General features: G+C 67.2%; 17 protein-coding genes and 1 pseudogene. 11 read left to right on the top strand and 7 right to left on the bottom strand.

Going from position 1 to position 20,390, the window contains the following annotated elements:
- Nucleotides 1–54 precede the first annotated feature (54 nt).
- Nucleotides 55–1,188: an FMN-dependent L-lactate dehydrogenase LldD gene (gene lldD, locus ACQ7JA_RS18745; RefSeq protein WP_430900473.1), complete on the top strand. Its 1,134-nt coding sequence runs from the start codon at nucleotides 55–57 to the stop codon at nucleotides 1,186–1,188.
- Here the strand turns inward: lldD and ACQ7JA_RS18740 are convergent.
- Nucleotides 1,185–2,387, bottom strand: coding sequence for a family 1 glycosylhydrolase (locus ACQ7JA_RS18740; RefSeq protein ID WP_430900471.1), 1,203 nt, complete (start codon nucleotides 2,385–2,387; stop codon nucleotides 1,185–1,187). The genes lldD and ACQ7JA_RS18740 overlap by 4 nt on opposite strands.
- 245 nt (nucleotides 2,388–2,632) lie before the next feature.
- Here ACQ7JA_RS18740 and ACQ7JA_RS18735 point away from each other — a divergent pair, with 245 nt between their 5' ends.
- From ACQ7JA_RS18735 to map, 8 genes and pseudogenes are all read left to right on the top strand, one after another.
- The gene (locus ACQ7JA_RS18735; RefSeq protein WP_430900469.1) at nucleotides 2,633–2,836 is read left to right on the top strand and encodes a hypothetical protein; all 204 of its coding nucleotides are present in this window, start codon (nucleotides 2,633–2,635) and stop codon (nucleotides 2,834–2,836) included.
- 99 nt (nucleotides 2,837–2,935) lie between these two features.
- A complete protein-coding gene (locus ACQ7JA_RS18730; RefSeq protein WP_430900467.1) occupies nucleotides 2,936–4,381 on the top strand; it encodes an NAD-dependent succinate-semialdehyde dehydrogenase in 1,446 nt (481 codons plus the stop codon).
- A gap of 129 nt (nucleotides 4,382–4,510) precedes the next feature.
- Complete coding sequence (locus ACQ7JA_RS18725; RefSeq protein WP_430900465.1) at nucleotides 4,511–5,467, top strand: IS1595 family transposase; 957 nt, start codon at nucleotides 4,511–4,513, stop codon at nucleotides 5,465–5,467.
- Between the two features lie 123 nt (nucleotides 5,468–5,590).
- Nucleotides 5,591–6,906: pseudogene (locus ACQ7JA_RS18720) on the top strand (MFS transporter).
- A gap of 76 nt (nucleotides 6,907–6,982) precedes the next feature.
- Nucleotides 6,983–8,200, top strand: a complete 1,218-nt coding sequence (locus ACQ7JA_RS18715; RefSeq protein ID WP_430900463.1) for a YeeE/YedE family protein — start codon at nucleotides 6,983–6,985, stop codon at nucleotides 8,198–8,200.
- A 147-nt stretch (nucleotides 8,201–8,347) separates the two neighbouring features.
- The gene (locus ACQ7JA_RS18710) at nucleotides 8,348–10,585 is read left to right on the top strand and encodes a glycoside hydrolase family 3 N-terminal domain-containing protein (protein WP_430900461.1); all 2,238 of its coding nucleotides are present in this window, start codon (nucleotides 8,348–8,350) and stop codon (nucleotides 10,583–10,585) included.
- 68 nt (nucleotides 10,586–10,653) lie between these two features.
- Nucleotides 10,654–10,863 carry a ParD-like family protein gene (locus ACQ7JA_RS18705; RefSeq protein WP_231060314.1) on the top strand — a complete coding sequence of 70 codons (210 nt, stop codon included), beginning with the start codon at nucleotides 10,654–10,656 and terminating at the stop codon, nucleotides 10,861–10,863.
- On the top strand, nucleotides 10,860–11,627 hold the full coding sequence (gene map, locus ACQ7JA_RS18700; RefSeq protein ID WP_430900458.1) for a type I methionyl aminopeptidase: 768 nt from the start codon (nucleotides 10,860–10,862) through the stop codon (nucleotides 11,625–11,627). The genes ACQ7JA_RS18705 and map overlap by 4 nt, the downstream gene beginning before the upstream one ends.
- A 131-nt stretch (nucleotides 11,628–11,758) precedes the next feature.
- Here the strand turns inward: map and ACQ7JA_RS18695 are convergent, their stop codons facing one another.
- Together ACQ7JA_RS18695 and ACQ7JA_RS18690 are read right to left on the bottom strand one after the other, a co-directional pair.
- Nucleotides 11,759–12,448 (bottom strand): trimeric intracellular cation channel family protein, encoded by a 690-nt coding sequence (locus ACQ7JA_RS18695; RefSeq protein WP_430900456.1) that lies wholly within the window; start codon nucleotides 12,446–12,448, stop codon nucleotides 11,759–11,761.
- Between the two features lie 57 nt (nucleotides 12,449–12,505).
- Nucleotides 12,506–13,648, bottom strand: a complete 1,143-nt coding sequence (locus ACQ7JA_RS18690; RefSeq protein WP_430900454.1) for an alpha/beta fold hydrolase — start codon at nucleotides 13,646–13,648, stop codon at nucleotides 12,506–12,508.
- 139 nt (nucleotides 13,649–13,787) lie between these two features.
- On the opposite strand from ACQ7JA_RS18690, the gene ACQ7JA_RS18685 reads away from it, so the two are divergent.
- Nucleotides 13,788–14,150 carry a DUF2784 domain-containing protein gene (locus tag ACQ7JA_RS18685; RefSeq protein WP_430900452.1) on the top strand — a complete coding sequence of 121 codons (363 nt, stop codon included), beginning with the start codon at nucleotides 13,788–13,790 and terminating at the stop codon, nucleotides 14,148–14,150.
- 92 nt (nucleotides 14,151–14,242) lie between these two features.
- Here ACQ7JA_RS18685 and zwf read toward each other — a convergent pair whose 3' ends face one another.
- Entirely contained in the window at nucleotides 14,243–15,709 is a 1,467-nt protein-coding gene (gene zwf / locus ACQ7JA_RS18680; protein ID WP_430900450.1) for a glucose-6-phosphate dehydrogenase, read from the bottom strand.
- Between the two features lie 562 nt (nucleotides 15,710–16,271).
- On the opposite strand from zwf, the gene ACQ7JA_RS18675 reads away from it, so the two are divergent.
- The gene (locus ACQ7JA_RS18675; protein ID WP_430900448.1) at nucleotides 16,272–17,384 is read left to right on the top strand and encodes an MBL fold metallo-hydrolase; all 1,113 of its coding nucleotides are present in this window, start codon (nucleotides 16,272–16,274) and stop codon (nucleotides 17,382–17,384) included.
- Between the two features lie 12 nt (nucleotides 17,385–17,396).
- Here the strand turns inward: ACQ7JA_RS18675 and ACQ7JA_RS18670 are convergent, their stop codons facing one another.
- The 3 genes from ACQ7JA_RS18670 to ACQ7JA_RS18660 form a co-directional block, all read right to left on the bottom strand.
- The gene (locus ACQ7JA_RS18670; protein WP_430900446.1) at nucleotides 17,397–17,990 is read right to left on the bottom strand and encodes an SAM-dependent methyltransferase; all 594 of its coding nucleotides are present in this window, start codon (nucleotides 17,988–17,990) and stop codon (nucleotides 17,397–17,399) included.
- Nucleotides 17,991–18,043: 53 nt separating this feature from the next.
- Nucleotides 18,044–19,441 carry an APC family permease gene (locus tag ACQ7JA_RS18665; protein WP_430900444.1) on the bottom strand — a complete coding sequence of 466 codons (1,398 nt, stop codon included), beginning with the start codon at nucleotides 19,439–19,441 and terminating at the stop codon, nucleotides 18,044–18,046.
- 371 nt (nucleotides 19,442–19,812) lie between these two features.
- A partial coding sequence (locus ACQ7JA_RS18660) for an Imm42 family immunity protein (RefSeq protein WP_430900442.1) occupies nucleotides 19,813–20,390 on the bottom strand: 578 nt, incomplete at its 5' end.

Here is a 20,390-nt window from a genome sequence, read left to right as displayed (position 1 = left end):
TGGCGATCGATCCATGTTGAAGTGTTTTCAACCCGGCGGTATTCTCGCACGACCATGATCATTTCATCCGCCCTTGATTATCGAGAAGCCGCACGCCGGCGCCTGCCGCCCTTCCTCTTCCACTACCTCGACGGCGGGGCCGGCGCCGAACAGACCCTGCGCGGCAATGTGGAAGACCTGCAGACCGTGCGCCTGCGCCAGCGCGTCCTGCGCGGCTCGGAACGGCAGGACCTGTCGGTGCGCTGGTTCGGCCAGGACTACGACCTGCCGATCGCGCTGGCGCCGGTCGGCCTGGCGGGCATGTATGCGCGGCGCGGCGAGGTGCAGGCGGTGCGCGCGGCCTGCCGCCGCAACATCCCCTTCATCCAGTCGACCGTCTCGGTCTGCCCGCTGGCCGAGGTGGCGGCGCAGGCCGACAAGCCGATCTGGTTCCAGCTCTACGTGCTGAAGGACCGCGGCTTCATGCGCGACGTGATGCGGCGCGCCTGGGAGCTGGGCGCGACCACGCTCGTGTTCACGGTCGACATGCCGGTGCCCGGCGCGCGCTACCGCGACCTGCATAGCGGCATGAGCGGTCCGAACGGCCCGCTGCGGCGCGTGCTGCAGGCGCTGCGGCATCCGCGCTGGGCCTGGGACGTCGGTCTCCTGGGGCGTCCCCACGACCTCGGCAACATCTCGGCCTTCCTCGGCAGCGCCACCGGCCTGGCCGACTACATCGGCTGGCTGGGCGCGAACTTCGACCCGGGCATCGGCTGGGGCGACCTGCAATGGATCCGCGACGAGTGGAAGGGCAGGCTCGTCATCAAGGGCATCCTGGACCCTGAGGACGCGCGCGATGCGCTGGCCTTCGGCGCCGACGGCATCGTGGTCTCGAACCATGGCGGCCGCCAGCTCGACGGCGCGCCCTCCACGGCGCGGGCGCTGCCGGCGATCGCCGCCGAAGTGAAGGGAAAGATGACGATCTTCGCGGACGGCGGCGTGCGCACGGGACTCGACGTGTTCCGCATGCTGGCCCTCGGCGCGGACGGCGTGCTGCTCGGGCGCGCCTTCATCTATGCGCTGGCCGTGCACGGCCAGGCCGGGGTCGAGCGCCTGCTGGCGATCATGGAAAAGGACCTGCGCACGACCATGGTCCTTACCGGCGTGCGGAAGGTCGGCGAGATCGGGCCGGAGCTGCTGGCTCCCTAGCGCAGCCAGACAAACTCGTTGCCGAACCTGTGCCGCCATAGCCCGATCAGGTCGCGATAGGCCTCGCCGACCGGCCGCACCCGCCGTTCCAGGTCGCACAGCCCGTACTGGTTGACGTTGCCCGCATCCTCGACCAGGGCGCTGTCCCAGTCGACCTGGTCGACCAGGCTGTACCAGGTGAAGCCGAGGATGGGCACCCCGTCCGCCTTCAGGCGCAGCAGGTTGGTCCACTGCTTCTCCAGCCACGCGCGCCCGTCCTTTTCGCCGGCGCCGGTGTCGCGGTTGTTGGTCTCCGTGTGCATCACGGGGATGCGGTAGCGCTCGTAGTACTGGCGCGTGATGACGTAGTAGCCGAACAGCTCGCAGGGATGGGTGTGGCCGTCCGGATGGATGATGTGCTCGTTGGTCGCGTAGTAGTCGTTGCCCATGATGCAGACCGGCTTGACGTCGTGGTTGAGGAAGAAGTGGTAGTCCTCGCGCGTCATGCCGTGGTCGAACAGGTATTCGTACATGCGGCCGCTGACGTCGTGGCTGTAGGCCAGGTCCAGGGCCAGGAAACGCAGCTCGTTCATGTGGCGGGCGATGTCCATCGCTTCCGGGCCGCAGGGGTGGAAGTACTCCGACGATTCGCTCTGGATGAACTTCGCGTCCGGCCGCACTTTCATGATGGCCTCGGTGGCGAGGATGTTCGCGCGCGCGAGGTTGCGGATCGCGGTCACGAAGGCCCGCTCGGAGCGCAGCCGCTCGTTCCAGATGCCTTCGTGGGCCGAGAACTTGGCCGTGATGTAGATCTCGTTGATCGGCGTGTACAGGTCGACCCAGGGATAGCGGCGCGCGAAGGCCTCGGCATACTCGGCGAAGAAGCGCGGGAATTCCGGGTTCTGGAAGTTGCCGAGCCAGTCGGGCAGGCCGAAGTGGCACAGGTCGACGATGGGCTTGATGCCGCGCCGGTGGATCTCCTCGAAGACCTCGTCGCTGAAGTCCCAGTCGTAGCGGCCGGGCCCCATGTGCACGCGGTAGTAGGGCGGTCCGTAGCGCAGGGCGTCGATGCCGAGCTCGCTCACCAGGGAGAGGTCCCGCTTCCAGTGCCGGTAGTGGCCCGTTTTCTCCATTTCGTCGACCCGCAGGCCGGCGCCCGTGGGCCCCGCAACGACCGGATAACTGCCTTCGATGCCGGTCGCGAAGAGGAAGCTTTGCATGATGGGACTCCTTTGCCGGCAGCGTGGATCGCGTCCGGCAGATTCATCATCCTGCCGATATCCGGCCTGCGCAAGGACAAACAAACACTGTTACGTTTCTTCGTCGTGCGCGCAACACATGGCCAAGTCCGGGACCGCGTCAAGGGTCGCGCACGATCCGATGAGCCCGCGTTTGCACGCCCCGCTGCCGAGGCGTATGCTGGACTCACAAAAGATATACATATATATCGCTACTGGAGACGATCATGAAACCACGGCTGGCTTCCATCCATCTGCCCGAACGCTTCCACGGTCCCATGCGCTTCGGCCGCCGCTGGCGCGGACACGAACTGGCGCTGCGCCTCGTCCAGCTCGCGCTACTCGTCGTCGTCGCGGCGGTCGGCGCCAGGCTGATCGCCGCCGCCGTCACCTTCGGCACCCGCGCGGTCGCGAACTTTTTCGGCGCGTAGCAGCGCGGCGGCGCGCCGGAGGCTGCGCATGCGCCTGCAAGGCGGGCGCACACCGGTTATCATCGAGCTTTCGATTCTTTCAACAGGAAACGACGCTCCATGACGACTTCCAGCTATCCCGACACCCGCCTGCTCATCGCCAACGAATGGGTCGACGCGACCGGCGGCAAGACCATTCCCGTGCTGAACCCGGCCACCGGCCAGGCGATCGGCAATGTGGCCCACGCCAGCATCGCCGACCTCGACCGTGCCCTGGCCGCTGCCCAGAAAGGTTTCGAGACCTGGCGCGCCGTGCCGGCCGCCGAGCGCGCCGCCACCATGCGCCGCGCCGCCAGCCTGCTGCGCGAACGCGCCGGCGACATCGCTCGCCTGCTGACCCAAGAGCAGGGCAAGCCGCTGGCCGAAGCCAAGATGGAAGCCATGGCCGGCGCCGAGATCATCGACTGGTTCGCCGCCGAAGGCATGCGCGTCTACGGCCGTATCGTGCCGGCGCGCAACCCGGCAGCCCAGCAGCTGGTCCTGAAGGAGCCAGTCGGCCCGGTCGCGGCGTTTACGCCGTGGAACTTCCCGATCAACCAGATCGTGCGCAAGCTGTCGGCCGCCCTGGCGACCGGCTGCTCCTTCCTGTGCAAGGCCCCGGAAGAGACCCCGGCGTCGCCGGCCGCCCTGCTGCAGTGCTTCGTCGACGCCGGCGTGCCGGCCGGCGTGGTGGGCCTGGTGTTCGGCGACCCGGCCGAGATCTCCGGCTACCTGATCCCGCACCCGGTCATCCGCAAGGTCACCTTCACCGGCTCGACCCCGGTCGGCAAGCAGCTGGCCGCCCTGGCCGGCGCCCACATGAAGCGCGCCACCATGGAGCTGGGCGGCCACGCGCCGGTCATCATCGCCGAGGATGCGGACGTCAACCTGGCCGTGAAGGCCGCCGGCGCGGCGAAATTCCGCAATGCCGGACAGGTGTGCATCTCGCCGACCCGCTTCCTGGTCCACAAGGACATCAAGGAAGCGTTCACCCGCGCCCTGGTCGCCCACGCCGAGGGCCTGAAGCTGGGCGACGGCCTGCAGGAAGGCACGACGCTCGGCCCGCTGGCCAATGCCCGCCGCCTGACGGCCATGAAGCAGGTGGTCGAGGATGCCCAGGCCAAGGGCGCGGTCGTCGCGACCGGCGGCGCGCGCGTGGGCGACGCCGGCAACTTCTTCGCCCCGACCATCCTGTCGGACGTGCCGCTGGAGGCGAGCGTCTTCAACGACGAACCCTTCGGCCCGATCGCGGCGATCCGCGGCTTCGACAGCCTGGAAGAAGCCATTGCCGAGGCCAACCGCCTGCCTTACGGCCTGGCCGGTTATGCCTTCACCCGTTCGATCAAGAACGCCCAGTTGCTGATGAACCGCGTCGAGGTCGGCATGCTGTGGATCAACCAGCCGGCCACCCCGAGCGCCGAGCTGCCTTTCGGCGGCATCAAGGATTCGGGCTACGGTTCGGAAGGCGGCCCGGAGGCGCTGGAGGCCTACCTGAATACCAAGGCCGTGTCGATGGTCGGCGTTTGATGCCGGCCTGAACCAGCCTCGTGCCCGCCTCGGCGGGCATTTTTTTAGGCTGTGTTCGCGGTTGTTTGGTGAACCAAATCGTGTTGTCGAAGTCTTACGCATCGTCGAGTTAACTCATCTGGAGTGACGATGCAAGGCCTAAGCTTTGACGAATTATTCGCATTCTTGTCCGCGGCCCCATTGTCCAGCAACGACCTGGCCCGGCTGCGCGCGTGGATCGACAGCATCCGCGACCCAGCCGAGTGCCTGGCGCTCATCGAAGCGGCCGCGGCAGGCCGGCCATGTCCCCATTGCGCCTGCGCGCGCCTGCACCGGTCAGGCTTCGCCAGCGGCCTGCAGCGGTTTCGTTGCCTGGGCTGCCGCCGTTCCTTCAATGCGCTGACCGGCACGCCGCTGGCCCGACTGCGCAAGCGCGCGTGCTGGCTGCCTTTTATCCAGTGCTTGCTGGAATCGCGCACCGTGCGCGACGCGGCGCTCGCCACCGGCGTGCATCGCACCACCAGCTTTCGCTGGCGCCACCGGTTCGCGCCGGCAGCCGCGCGTCACCGGCCGGCCACCCTGTCGGCGATCGTCGAGGCCGACGAAACCTACCGGCTGGAATCGCAGAAGGGATCGCGCACCTTGACGCGCCCGCCGCGACAGCGCGGGGGTGTCGCCCGGCGGCGCGGCATCAACCGCGAGCATGATTGCCTGCTGGTGGCGCGCGACCGCAGTGGCGCCACGCTGGACTTTCATACCGGCCGTGGTCCCGTGACTGCGGCGCAGCTACGCGCCTGCCTGCAGCCGGTGCTGCCCGGCGACGTGCTGCTCATCAGCGATGGTGCGGCCGTCTATGCCCGCTTTGCCGCCGACGCCGGGATCACGCATGCGTCCGTCAATATCAGGGCAGGCCGGCGCGCACGCGGCGCGATCCACATCCAGAACGTCCATGGCTGGCACAGCCGCTTCAAGAACTGGCTCGTGCGTTTCAAGGGCGTGGCCAGCCGCTACCTGGCGAACTACTCGGGATGGCAGCGCTTACTGGACGCGCAAACGTTGCATACACCAGCTCAGTGGTTATCTGCTGCGGTACGACAAGGTAAGTAGAGGCAACTGCGAAAGCAAAGTTAACGCGAACACAGCCTTTTTTTGCGCCTCTGTTTCCCACTGCACCGTCCGCCATTGGGAAAGCCGGGAAACTTGAAGCAATTCACCTTGCAAGGAGGCGCGATGTCATCGAACACCGCGACAGTGGAGCAGGGCATCCGGACGGCCGGCGTCGGCCGCTTCCAGTACCGCCTGTTCGCCATCTTCGGCCTGGTCTGGATGGCCGACGCCATGCAGGTGCTGTCGATCGGCTTCACGGCGCCCTCGATCGCGGCCACCTTCGGCATCGCCGTGCCCGAGGCGCTGCAGACCGGCACCTGGTTTTTTGTCGGCATGCTGGTCGGGGCCTTCGCCTTCGGGCGCCTGGCGGACCGCATCGGGCGGCGGCCGGTACTCATGATGGCGGTGCTGCTCGACGCCTGCTTCGGCGTGGCATCGAGCTTCGCGCCCGACTTCGGCTGGTTGCTGGTGCTGCGTTTCCTTACCGGCGTCGGGGTGGGCGGCACGCTGCCGGTCGACTACACCATGATGGCGGAGTTCCTGCCGAGCGACCGGCGCGGCCGCTGGCTGGTGCTGCTCGAATCCTTCTGGGCGGTGGGCACCATCGTGCTCGCGGTGCTGGCCCTGGTGGCCGTGCGCTGGGGAATGGATGCCTGGCGCGCGATCTTCTTTGCGACCAGCCTGCCGGCCCTGGTCGGCGTGGTCCTGCGCCTGTATGTGCCCGAGTCGCCGATGTTCCTCAACCGCATCGGAAAGGGGGGCAGGCGCGCGCGGTGCTCCAACGGGTGGCGCGCACCAACGGACGCCTTGAACCGATTCCCGAGCTGGCGCCGGAGAGCGCGGCCAAACCCCGGCTGGCCGCGCTGTTCGAGGGCGTCCTGCGGCGCAGGAGCGTGTGCCTGTTCCTGGCCTGGATGCTGATCTCGATCGCCTACTACGGCGTCTTCGTCTACCTGCCGGTGCGGCTGGGCGCACAGGGTTTCGGTTTCATGCGCGGCCAGGAATTCCTGATCGTGCTGGCCCTGGTACAGCTGCCGGGCTTCGCGCTCTCGGCCTATGGCGTGGAACGCTGGGGCAGGAAGCCGACCCTGGTCGGTTTCCTCCTGCTGAGCGCCGCGGGCTGCATGTGCTATAGCCTGGGCAGCTCGACGCCGCTCGTGGTCGGCTCGACCCTCCTGATGAGTTTCGCGCTGCTGGGCACCTGGGGTGCGCTGTATGCCTTCACGCCCGAGGTCTATCCGACCCAGCTGCGCGCCAGCGGCATGGGCATGGCGGGCGCGGTGGCGCGCTTCGGCGGCCTGTTCGCGCCCAGCATCGTGGCGCCCGTGATGGCGACCCATTTCACGCTGGCGCTGGCGATGCTGGCGACCTTCCTGGCCCTGGGAGCGGTCGCGATCCGCTTCGTGGACGTGGAGTCGCGCAACCGGGCACTGGAGTAAAGTAGGGGAAGCGCCTGCATGGACCGCGCAAACGCGCGACAATAGCGGGCTTTCCTCCTACTTTTCCTTCTTCCTCATGTCCGATCCAGCTACCTTGCCTTCTCTGCGGCGCGTCGACATCAACCAGAAGCCGCTCGGCGTTTCCCTCCTTCTCATCCTGCTGGGGGCCGTCTTCCTGGCGCAGGCGGTGGGTCCCAAGCACGCGGCCCTGTTCGGCGTCGGCTCGCTGCTGGGCATCGCCCTCTACCATGCCGCCTTCGGATTCACCTCGGCCTGGCGCGTCTTCATCGCGGACGGCCGCGGCGCCGGACTGCGCGCCCAGATGCTGATGCTGGCCTTCGGGGTGCTGCTGTTCTTCCCGGTGCTCGCCAGCGGCACCCTGTTCGGCAACCCGGTCAGCGGCCTGGTCTCGCCCGCCGGCACCTCGGTGGTCATCGGCGCCTTCATGTTCGGCATCGGCATGCAACTGGGCGGCGGCTGCGCCTCCGGCACCCTGTACACGGTCGGCGGCGGCAGCACGCGCATGCTCGTCACGCTGATCTTCTTCATCGCCGGCTCCCTGATCGCGACCGCCCACATGCCATTCTGGACGGCGCAGCCGCAGCTCGCGCCGACTTCGCTGGTGAAGGTGCTGGGCCTGGCGCCCGCGCTCGTGCTTAACCTTGCCGTGTTCGCGCTGATCGCGGCCATGACCGTAATGGTCGAGAAGCGCCGCCACGGCCGCCTGGTCAACAAGGCGCCCGAACCCGTGCTGGGTTCGCGCTGGCTGCACGGCCCCTGGCCGCTGCTGGCCGGCGCGATCGCGCTGGTGCTGCTGAACTTCGCGACCCTGGCGCTGGCCGGCCGTCCCTGGGGCGTGACTTCGGCCTTTGCCCTGTGGGGCGCCAAGACCGCGTCCTTCATGGGCCTGGACGTCGCCAGCTGGACCTACTGGTCGAAGGGCGCGAATGCCGCCGCCCTGCAGGCGCCGGTGTGGCAGGACGTCACCTCGGTGATGGACATCGGCATCGTGCTGGGCGCCATGCTGGCCGCGGCGCTGGCCGGCCGCTACGCGCCGGTGTGGCGCCTGCCGCTGCGCTCGCTGGCGGCGGCGGTGGTGGGCGGCCTGCTGCTCGGCTATGGCGCGCGCCTGGCCTACGGCTGCAATATCGGCGCCTATTTCAGCGGCATTCTGTCGGGCAGCCTGCACGGCTGGCTGTGGCTGGTGGCCGCCTTCGCCGGCAACGTCTTCGGCACGCGCCTGCGCCCGCTGTTCGGTCTTGAGGTCGAGCGGGTCAAATCGAGCGGCTGCTGAAGATGTACGAACCCGCTTCCTCCGGGTCGCTCCGAGGTCCGCTTGTAAAACGTTTAACTCAGAGGTATATTCGCTGAAGAAGAGTCAAATCACATAAAACGTTTTACTGGCGGCTTGCCCGCCCCACGAGGCATCGGAGGAGATCGGATGAAGCGGTATCGAATGGGCCGTATCGGGCCGGGCCTGCTTGCGCTCTTTCTAGTGGCGCGACTCGCGCAGGCTGCCGACGACGGCGTGGCCCAGCGGGTCGAGCAGCTGCTCGGGCAGATGACGCTGGAGGAAAAAGTCGGCCAGCTCAACCAGCTGTCGGGCAAGGAATTCACGGGGCCGGCCACCGCGAAGGTGCGCAGCATGGAGGCCGAGATCCGCAGCGGCGGGGTTGGCTCCATGCTCAACATCAAGGGCGTGCCCGATACCCGCCGGCTGCAGGCGCTGGCCCTGCAATCGCGCCTCAGGATTCCGCTGCTGTTCGGCCTGGACGTCATCCATGGCTACCAGACCGTGTTTCCGGTGCCGCTGGGCGAGTCCGCGTCCTGGGACCTGGAGGCGATCGAGGAATCGGCGCGCATCGCCGCGCGCGAGGCCTCGGCCTCCGGCATCCACTGGACTTTCGCGCCCATGGTCGACATCGGACGCGACCCACGCTGGGGCCGGGTGATGGAGGGCGCCGGCGAGGACAGCTACCTGGGCTCCCGCATCGCCCAGGCCCGGGTGCGCGGCTTCCAGGGCGCCCGGCTGGGCGGCGTGGAATCGGTGATGGCGACCGCCAAGCACTTCGCCGCCTATGGCGCGGCCATTGCGGGACGCGACTACAACGCGGTCGACATGAGCGAGCAGATGCTGCACGAGACCTATCTGCCGCCCTTCAAGGCGGCGCTCGACGCCGGCGCCGCCACTTTCATGAACGCCTTCAATACCCTGAACGGCATTCCCGCCACCGGGCACGCCAGCCTGCAGCGCGACATCCTGAAAGGCGCATGGGGCTTCAAGGGCTTCGTGGTCAGCGACTGGGGCTCGGTGCGCGAGATGGTAGTGCATGGCTATGCGGGCGACCTGCCGGATGCCGCCGCCAAGGCCCTGGCGGCCGGCAGCGACATGGACATGGAAAGCAATGCCTATTCGTCCTCGCTGGCGGCGCAGGTACGGGCCGGCAAGGTAGCGATGGCCCAGGTGGACGATGCGGTGCGCCGGGTCCTGACCAAGAAATTCGAGCTCGGCCTGTTCGACGATCCCTACCGCTTCTCGGACCCGGCGCGCGAACAGGCGGCCTTGAACGATCCGCGCCATCGCGAGGCGGCGCGCAGGATCGCCGGCAAGTCCATCGTGCTGCTCAAGAACGCCGGCGGCGTCCTGCCCTTGAAACGCGGGCTGCGATCGATCGCCGTCGTGGGACCGCTGGCCGATGCGCGGCGCGACCTCGAGGGCGGCTGGATCGTGAAGTCGAACGCGGACAGGATGGCCAGCCTCGTCGACGCCGTGCGCGAGGCGGCCGGGCCGTCGACGAAGGTGAGCTACGCGCCGGGCTGCGACGTGGCCTGCCTTGGCAAGGACGGGTTCGCGGCCGCGCTGCAGGCGGCGCGCGATGCCGACGTTGTCGTGCTGGCGCTGGGCGAGAGCTGGGACATGTCGGGCGAAGCCAAGTCGCGCGCCGACCTCACGCTGCCGGGCCGCCAGGGCGAATTGTTCGAGGCGCTGTGCGCGATCGGCAAGACGCCGGTGGTGGTGATCAACGCGGGGCGCCCCCTTATTTTCGAGAACGTGGCGGAGCAGGCCGGCGCCATCCTGTACGCCTGGTTCCCGGGCAGCGAAGGCGGGCGCGCCACGGCGGACGTGCTGTTCGGCGACGTCAATCCCTCGGCCAGGCTGCCGATGACCTTTCCGCGCAATATGGGCCAGATCCCCATCAGCTACCAGCAGTACGAGACGGGGCGGCCGGTGCGCGACGACAGGAACATCGTCTACAAATCGGCCTATATCGATTCGCCGAACACGCCGCGCTACGCCTTCGGCCATGGCCTGAGTTATACGAGCTTCGCGTACCGGGACCTGACGCTGTCGCAGGCAAGCATGGGGCCGGGCGGCAAGATCACGCTGTCCTTCCTGCTTGCCAATAGCGGCAAGCGGGCGGGCACGGAAGTGGTGCAGCTTTACCTGCGCGATCCGGTCGCGTCCGTCGTGCGGCCGGTGAAGGAGCTGAAAGGCTTCCAGCTGCTCAGCCTGCAGCCGGGCGAGGAGCGGCAGGTCACGTTCACGATCGACCGCGAGACGTTGTCCTTCTTCGATCGCAAGCTGGCCTGGACGGCCGAGCCTGGCAAGTTCGAGCTGATGGTGGGCAGCGCATCGAGCGACATCCGCCTGCGCCGGACGATCGAACTGCTCCCTTGATCCGCATCGCTTGCGGTTACTGCACACTGCGTATATGATTCGTATATGGATCATATATGGAGAGTGAAATGGGCATCGTGAACATCGACGACGAGGTGCACGACCAGCTGCGCAAGGCAAGCATCGTGTCCTGCCGCTCGATCAACGCGCAGGCGGCGTTCTGGATCAAGATCGGCATGCTGTGCGAGATGAACCCGACCCAGAGCTTCAACGAGATCGTCTCGCGCGAGCTGCGGGCGGCGGGCATCGTGCCCCAGGCGGTCAGGGCGCCCTCATGACGAAGCAACCGCAGGAAATCGCGCTGATGGCCGAGGCGGGGCGGCTGCTGGCAAGCGTCTTCGCCCGGCTCGACCAGCTGGAGCTGGCCGGCATGTCGACCATGGCGGTCAACGACCTGGTCGAGCGCTTCATCGTCGATGAGCTGGCTGCCCGGCCGGCGAGCAAGGGCCAGTACGGCTATGCCTATGCGCTCAATTCTTCGCGCAACAATGTGGTCTGCCACGGCGTGCCGTCCGATGGCGAGATCCTGCAGCGCGGCGACATCGTCAACTTCGACATCACCCTGGAAAAGAACGGCTATATCGCGGATTCCAGCAAGACCTATCTCGTGGGTGAGGTGGCCGCGCCGGCGAAGCGCCTGGTACAGGTCACCTACGAGGCCATGTGGCAGGGTATCCGGGCCGTGCGGCCGGGTGCGCGCCTGGGCGACGTCGGCCACGCGATCGAGCGCCATGCGCGGCGCCACGGCTATTCCGTGGTACGCGATTTCTGCGGGCACGGGATCGGCCGCGAGATGCACGAGCCGCCCCAGGTGCTGCATGTCGGCCGGCCGAACACGGGCCTGGTGCTGCGCGAAGGCATGGTCTTCACCATCGAGCCGATGCTCAACCAGGGGCGCCACGCGGTGCGGACCGAGGACGATGGGTGGACGGTCGTGACCGTCGATGGTGGCTTGTCGGCGCAGTTCGAGCACACGGTGGCCGTGACCCGCAGCGGCTTCAGGGTGCTGACCCTGCGCGAAGGCGAGCGGATGCCGCAGTGACCGGGTGCAGTAGGGTGGACGGCTTCGCCGTCCGCGCGTTCAGCTCCCGTATGAATGGATGTGGCGTGAGCTGTTCACGCACTGTTTGAACGCGCGGACGGGGGACCCTTCCACCCTACAACAACCGCGGCTTAACGCCCGCGATCCCGGTCGCTCTCTTCTTCCTCGAGCGGGCCGTGGCCGCGCGCCACCGGCAAGTGCCAGTCATAGCGGATCGCCGCCATGCGCAGGATGAAGCACAGCGCCGCACCGGCGCAGGCCGTGGGCGCGGTCGGCAAGGCAAGCGCGTCGCCCAGCACCACCACGACGGCGCCCGCCAGGGCCGCGACCGCATACACGTCCGAACGCATCACGGCCGGCACCTCCGACAGCAGCACGTCGCGCGCGACGCCGCCGCCGATGCCGGTCAGCATGCCGAGCAGGGCCGCCATCTCCGGCTCCAGGCCGAAGACCAGGGCCTTCTGGGCGCCGGCCACGCAGAACAGCGCCAGGCCGGCCGCGTCGAATACCAGCACCGGGGTACGCAGGCGCTGCACCGTCGGGTGCCAGAAGAAGATGGTCAGGCCGGCCGCGAGCGACACGGCCAGGTAGCGCCAGTCGCTGATTGCCGCCGGCGGCGTGGCGCCGATCAGCAAATCGCGCACGATGCCGCCCGAGTTGGCGGCGACAAAAGACAGGACCAGCACGCCGAACAGGTCGAGCCGGCGGCGCACGCCGGCCGCCGCGCCGCTCAGGGCGAACACGAAAGTGCCGATCAGGTCGAGCGTCAGCACGAGCGTCTTCATGGCGGCGCCCATGTCGAGCGAAAGGACAGCGAACAAAGTTACTCCGGGAATGAATATGGGCCGCGCGGGACCTGCGCGGCCGAACCAAACCCGTCAGTATAGGCCTTTGCCTCGGTTGTCGCCAGCGGCGTTCGTGCCGATCGCCTCCAGCCAGTCGAAGATTTCCGGCCAGATCCGGGCATGCGCGCTGCTGCCGACCAGCACGCCCACGTGCTGCAGGTTGACGCCGATATCGCCGCCATAGCGCAGCAGCAGCTTGTGGCAGCTGGCGGCCGCTTCGTGGAAGGGCGCCACCGCATCCCAGGGAATCACCCGGCTGCGCGGGTCGACCACGCTCACCAGGGGCGCGCGCAGGCTGGCCGGCCCGATCTGGCGGCCGTGGATGTCGAGTCGTCCGGCCAGAAACAAGTCCCGGCGGTACAGCGATTCGACGATGTCGGTAAAGAGCCGGCCAGGCAGGGCGAATTCGTCATGGGTCCAGCGTTCGACCCGCATATGGGTGGCGATCGCCTGCGGATTGCCCAGCGAGAGGTAGCGGTCGGTCATGCGTTCCCACTGGAAGGCCTGGGGTTCGGCGAGGGCGCTCATCATGTTCAGGAACACGCCCGGCACCTGGCGGAAGGTGGCGGCGAGCTGGCTGGCGTGGGGCACGGCCTGCACCAGCGGACGGAAGCAGCAGCTTTTTTCTTCGAAATGCAGGGGCGATTCGAGCAGGATGGTGGCGGCAACCTGGTCTGGGTGCAGGCAGCTGTAGATGGCCGCCAGGATGCCGCCCAGCGAGTGGCCGGCGACGATGAGCCGCTCCTGGCCGGTCTCCTCGGCGATGGCGTGCTGGCAGGCGGCGAGCAGGCGGTCGCCATAGTCGTCGAGGCCGAAGTCCTCGCTGTCCGGCACCGGCGTCCATTCGGCCAGGTAGACGCGGTAGCCGCGCGCCAGCCAGGCCCGCACCACGCTGACCTCGGGCGCCAGGTCCCAGATGTAGGAGCGCTTGATGGGGGCGGGAACCAGCAGCACCGGTGGGCCGTCGGCGCCCTCGGGCGCGTTGCTGCGCAGGCTCACGCCCGCTTCGGCGTGCAGCACCGTCGAAGGCGTTTCCTGCGGGCCGAAGCCGGCGCGCTCGAGCAGCTTGCCGCGCGCCTGGCGCGAGCGGTCCATGTTTTTCAGGAGGGTGGCGCCGAAGGCGGCGAAGGGGCTGGCGGCGGAAGCGATGGCGGGGACGGAATCGGGCGCGTTCATGGCAGTCTCGTCTGGATCGGAAACGAGACTCTACGCCAGCTGCGCGCGGCTGCCAAACGTGCGAGGATGGATTCGGGCCTGCGTTTGCGCTGGATTCAAGGCGCAGCCGTGATCAATTTCTTAGGGAACCTTTTACGCAATGCTCTACCGCCTGCTGGCCGACGCCGTGCTGCTCGCGCACCTGGCCTTCATTCTCTTCGTGGTGTTCGGCGCCTTGCTGGTGCTGCGCCGGCGCAGGCTCCTGCCGGTCCACCTGCTGGCGGTGGCCTGGGGCATCGGGATCGAGGTGCTGGGCGCGGTGTGTCCGCTGACCTATGCGGAGAACCGGCTGCGCCTGCTGGCCGGCGACGCGGGCTATAGCGGCGGCTTCGTCGAGCACTACGTGGTGGCGCTGGTCTATCCGGGCGCACTGACGCGCGAGCTGCAGCTCGGCCTGGCGGCCGGCGTGCTGCTCGTGAATGTGCTGCTGTATGGCTGGATGCTGGGGCGCCGTTATGAGTAGGGTGTTCGACTCACGGATGCGCAGTGGCGGCGCAGGCCGGAGCTGGACGCGCGGTCGGCAAAGCCGACCACCCTACAGAGCCGTCGAGGCGCCTACTCGACCCAGGCGAAGCCGTCGCGCGCCAGCAGCGCGAAGGACTCGGCCGGGCCCCAGGAGCCCGCCGAATAGGAATGCGGCTTCTCGCCGAGGGTGCTCCAGCCGTCGATGATCGGATCGGCCCAGGCCCATGCCGCTTCCAGCTCGTCGCGGCGCATGAAGTGGGTCAGGCGCCCACGCACCACGTCGATCAGCAGGCGCTCGTAGGCTTCCGCACGGCGCTGCTGGAAGGCCGACTGCAGGTCGAGATTCAGCTCCACCTGCTGCATCTGCATGCCGCTGCCCGGCTGCTTGGCCATGATCTGCAGCTTGATCGCTTCTTCCGGCTGCAGCTCGATGACGAGGCGGTTGGCGACGCCACCCGGCTGGTCCGGGAACAGCGGGAAGGGCGGGTTGGCGAACTCGATCACGATCTTCGAGGAGCGGCGCGCCATGCGCTTGCCGGTGCGCAGGTAGAAGGGCACCTTGGACCAGCGCCAGGTGTCGATGTGGGCGCGCAGGGCGACGAAGGTCTCGGTCTTGCTATCCTGCGGAACGTTCCTTTCCTCGAGGTAGCCGGGCACTTCCTGGTTGCCGCTGGCGCCGTGCACGTACTGGCCGCGCACGGTGTCGCGTGCGATGTCGGCCAGGCCGAAGCGGCGCAGCGAGCGGATTACCTTCAGCTTTTCGTCGCGCACCGCGTCCGGCGACAGCGAGGTCGGCGGTTCCATGGCGACGATGCACAGGAGCTGCAGCAAGTGGTTCTGCACCATGTCGCGCATGGCGCCGGTGCCGTCGTAGAAGCCGGCGCGGCTGCCCACACCCACTTCCTCGGCCACCGTGATCTGCACGCTCGAGATGTTCGGGGCGCGCCACAGCGGTTCCAGGATCGAGTTCCCGAAGCGCAGCACCATCAGGTTCTGCACGGTTTCCTTGCCCAGGTAGTGGTCGATGCGGTAGATCTGCGACTCGGCGAAGTGCTTGCCGACCGCTTCGTTGATCTCGATGGCCGAGGCCAGGTCGTGGCCGAGCGGCTTTTCCAGCACCACGCGCGCATTGTCGTCGACCAGGCCGGCATCCGCCAGCTTCGCGCAGATGGTGGTGAACAGGCTCGGCGAGGTCGACAGGTAGAACACGCGCTGGGCGCCCGGGTGGGCGGCCTGGGCCAGGGCGCTGAAATCGGGCGCGGCCTGCACGTCCAGGCGCACGTATTCGAGCAGGGCGAGGAAGCCGTCCCAGGTCTTGTCGTTGAAGTTGGCGCTGGCGATGAAGGAGCGCGAATGTTCTTCGACGTGGGCGAGGTAGGCCTTGCGGTCGAATTCCTGGCGGCCGGTCGAGATGATGCGGGTGGCGGCGGGCAGGTTGCCGTGCAGGTAAGCCATGTAGAGCGCGGGGAGCAGCTTGCGCATCGCCAGGTCGCCCATCCCGCCGAAGATGATCATGTCGAGGGGGAGACCGGTGTCAGTGTCTGTCGAAGAAGTCATGTCTGTTGGCCAAATTAGTTAATTAAGTGCTTTTCTGCCGGCACGGGCCGTGCGCTGCGCCGTGGTGTCGCTTCCCCGGGCGGCGGTGTCGCCTGCGCGGGAGGGGCGCGCCGTTCCATACGGTAGCAGAACGACAGCGGATGCGCACGGAGCGTCCCGGCTTGTGGCCGGTCGGAATGGCCCGGAGGGGTATGGCGCGGGCGATCGCAGTGCTGGGCCGCATAGCTTACATGCTGGGCAACTATTAGGAAATGACAATTTATTGATGAGCTTATGCCATCTGGTGGGGGCATGGTCCTGCCGGTTGGCGGCGCGCGTGATTGCTCTTCACGGTGCTGCAGTCGATTCCACACTGCGCGCACTGGTTGAACGCGTGGGCGGCGCGGTAGGTGCGTGTTTATCCAGAAACCGGGTGGAGCCGCCCACCCTACGGAGGTCTGCGACTGCAGGCAAATAATCTTTGCATGGGGCGGCCGGGATGCAAATTTCCTTTGCACGGGCCGGCCGGCGCCGCCGGAGCCGCATCCCTTATACTTCCCGCACCTCAATTGCCCAGCTTGCCATGCGCCTCCCTATCCGTGCCGCCGTCCTGACCTGCGCCTTGCTCGCCGCCGGCTGCTCCCACGTGAATCCTTATTACGACGCGTCCAGGCCCCACCACCGGCAGGAAGGTTTCGCGAACAATTACCCCTCGAACCCGGCGTATGCCCGTCCGCCTCAAGGTTTCTTCGCAAGCTGGGCGGCGCGGATCCGCAACTGGAGCGACGACGGCAGTGCGCGCCTGCCGCTCGCGCCGATCCCGACCGTGAAGCCGGACTTGGCGTTCATCCACGCCAACAAGACCGAACCCGCGCTCACCTGGATCGGCCATGCGAGCTTCCTCTACCAGGCGGGCAACGGCGTCAACATCCTGTTCGACCCCGTGTTCGAGGACCGCGCTTCGCCGCTGTCTTTCGCGGGACCCAAGCGGCAGCAGCCCCCGGGCTTGGCGCTGGCCGAGCTGCCGCGCATCGACGCCGTCCTGATCAGCCACTCGCACTACGACCACCTCTCGGCCGACTCCCTGCGCGCGCTCTACCGGCAGGCGGGCGGCCCGCCGACCTTCTACGTGCCGCTCGGTATCGACTTGTGGCTGATGGAAAACGTCACGGGCGGCAAGCGCGAACACATCGTGCGGCTCGACTGGTGGGAGAAAGCGAGCCTGCGCGGCCTCGAGCTGCACTTGCTGCCCGTCCACCACTGGTCGGCGCGTACGCCCTGGGACCGCAACGCGACCCTGTGGGGCGCCTGGGCCGTGACCCGTCCAGGCTTCAATTTCTTTTTCTCCGGGGACCTCGGCTATTCGAAGGACATCCAGGATATCGCCGCGCGTTTCGATAAAGGATTCGACCTGGCCGCGATCGGCATCGGCGCCTACCAGCCCGTCTGGTACCGCAATTCCCACGTCAGCCCGGATGAGGCCGTGCGCATCCACCGCGAGCTGCGCGTGCGCCGCAGCGTCGGCATGCATTGGGGCACCTTCCCGATGGGCCAGGAGCGCATCGACCAGGCGCCGCGCGACCTGGCGCTGGCCCGCCAGGCTCAGGGCGTGGCGGACGACGACTTCTTCGTCCTCAAGATCGGCGAGACCTGGCGCTCGGGAGCCCAGCCGGCCCAAGTGGGCGCAGCGCCCTGAGCCGGGCGAACATCACGCCTTGACCGCGCGCTTGTTGGCCTGCGTGATGGTCCACTGGTAGATCGTGCGTCCCTCGACCTCGTCCTTCTTCTCGGGCGGCCATTCCGGCCCCATGTCGAAGGCGTGGGACACCACCCGGGTGCCCACCTTCAGTTGCTGCCACAGCCGCGGGCGCAGCTTGACGTTGATGGTCGGCAGCAGGTACAGCGTTACTACGGTGGCCTGCGAGATGTCGGCCTCGAACAGGTCGCCGACCTTGAAGGTGGTGCGGTCCGTCACGCCGGCCTTCTTCGCGTTCTCCTTCGCCTCGGCGATGCGCACCGGATTCAGGTCGATGCCGGTGCCGCGCGCGCCGTGCACCTTGGCTGCGGTGACGACGATGCGGCCGTCGCCGCAGCCGAGGTCGTAGATCACGTCGTTCTTGCCGACCTTGCCCATCGCCAGCATCCGGTCGACGACTTCCTGGGGCGTCGGCACATAGGGCACGTCCAGGCGCGAGGGCTCGACCAGTTCCTGGGCCTGGAGCAGCCGCACCGGCAGCACGGACAGCCCGGCAGTGGCGGCGGCGGACAGCAAGAGGGTACGGCGGCGTGGATCGGCTTGCATGCTCGTTCTCCTTCAGGTGGTTTCGATGGTAGATGGCAGACATCGGCGCGGCTTCAGGCCTCGGCCTCGCGGCGCAGGAACAGCAGCAGCAGCGAGCCGCTGGCCAGGACGGCGACGCCGATCCAGGCGGCGTTCAGTCCGCCGAGCGACTGGCTGGTGACGTAGGACAGGCTGGACCACAGCATCCAGGCGCAGCTGCAGCAGAACAGCAGGGGAAGTAGCGGATACAGGGGCACGCGGAAAGGCCGCGGCAGCTGAGGTTCGCGCCGGCGCAGCACGAAGAGCGAGACGCCGCTGAGCAGGAAGAACAGCCAGAACACCGGCGCCGTGAACTCGACCATCGCCTTGAAGCCGCTCCCGAAGGCCGTGCCGACCCCGACCAGCAGCAGCGCCGCGCCGCACTGGATGCCCATCGCCACCGCCGGCGTGCCGCGCTCGCCGTCCCACTGGCCGAGGCGGCCCAGGCGTCCCCAGTCGCACCCCATCGCATAGCCGGTGCGCGCGCCCACGATCATGGTGGCGTTGATCGAGGTCAGGGCCGAGATCGCGACCAGCACCGAGATCACGCGTTCGCCCGAGGCGCCGAAGGCCAGGCCCATCACGTCCGCCGCCAGCGCCTCGGAACTCGCCATGCCCTGCATGCCGAGGGTCTGCAGGCAGGCCCAGGTGACCATCAGGTAGAGCAGGGTGATGATCAGGATGGACAGCGTCAGCGCTCGCACCATATTCGGCGCGCCGCCGCGCAGCTCGGCGCTGATGTAGGCCGCCTCGTTCCAGCCGCCATAGGTCAGGAGCACGAAGACCATGGCCATGCCGAAGGAGACCGGAGCGACGGCCGCGCTTGGCGCCGGCGCGGCGGCCGGCTCGGTGAAGAAGGCTGCCGCCACCGCCAGCAATACCAGTCCGCCGATCTCGGCCAGGGTCAGCCACATCTGGGCGCCGGCCCCGGTGCGCAGCCCGCGCAGGTTGAGCAGGGACAGGATCACGATGATCGCCGCCGCATAGGCGGTCGCGCCCCAGCCAGGGGGCAGCATGGTGAGCGGCGCGGCCTGCTGCATGTAGTCGCCGAACACGAAGGCCAGCAGGGCGATCGAGCCGGTGGTGATCACGGCGAAGCGCGCCCAGCCGAAGAGAAAGGCGGTGCCGCGTCCGTAGGCGCGGTGCAGGAAATGGTAGTCGCCGCCGGGGTGGGGATAGGCGGTCGTGAGCTCGGCGTAGCACAGGGCGCCGACGAGGGAAATGATGCCGCCCAACACCCACATGGCGAACATCCAGTCCGCGCTGCCGCTCAGGCCGGCAACGATGGAGGGCGACTTGAAGATGCCGGCGCCGATGACGACGCCGACGATGAGTGCGATGGCCTGGCGCAGGCCGAGCAGGCGGCGCGGCGCGCTGCCCTCGCTGGAAGACGCAAGACGGTCCACATCGGTACGCGCATTGGGGGGACGCATGGTGCCGATCAAACAGAAGGTGGGAACCTTGCCGGCATGGAGCGTACCGGCCCGTGAGCATCGCGTGCAGGGCTGGATTTCCGATGATGGCAGCCCCGCGGCGACCGATTATAGGCAAGCGCCTGCCGGGGTGGCGCGCGGCTGAAACCGTGTGTGCGACGGTTTTGCTGAACCAATAGCAGGCGAAAAACGCTACCACTCGCCGGGCGCAGCAGGCTTCAAAAAATTGGTTATTTGTTCGTATGGCTCAGCAGCAAAACGAGCGCTTCTGGTCGAAGGCCGTTGTTCGGCTTAACATGACATCTCGCGATGGCCAGAAGATCGCAAACTGTCACGAAGGGCAGCAACCGACCCAAAGCAAACGTCGCGTCTCAGCTTTTCATACGTGTAGCTTCTTCCTGAAGCCACGTAAGAAACGACTGCAGTGCCTCGACAAAAACGTAGCGGTTCACCCTCTTACCCACTAGCGAACAGTCCGCGCCGCCGTTCTTAAACAGGATACGAACGCAAGTATCGCTCGCGACTATGAACGATTTTGACCCATCGAATGATTCGCCGCCGTTAGTCAAGAAATTAAAATTCGAATATCGCCGCGCGTCAGCAGCCACTTCAACATTAGTCCGGTTATCGTCTCGGTACAGTGCTGTGTCCAGCCGCTCCCACAGTGCGCTGTCTGTCAGGGCAATAAGTTCTGGTACTTCAAGCGCATTGATTCGGTCCAAGAGATCCTTTAGGTGCACGGCTGTCACGTCAAGCATACAAGCGGGTTCATGAAGGTCGCCAAGTACATCGCTCTCGAACCAAAGACACATGCGACCGAAAACATATCCTCTAGGGTTGGGCATGGGCTCATGAACGCATTCAATCCCAAAAACAGAGGGTTCGCCGAACTTTTCCATTGCGCATGTTTCCTGGTGGAGTTGACCTCTTAATGAATGACTGCTTCTGG

It is taken from the genome of Massilia sp. BKSP1R2A-1 (assembly GCF_050586525.1).
Lineage (GTDB): Bacteria > Pseudomonadota > Gammaproteobacteria > Burkholderiales > Burkholderiaceae_D > Telluria.
This window is presented reverse-complemented; position numbering and strand designations above follow the sequence as displayed.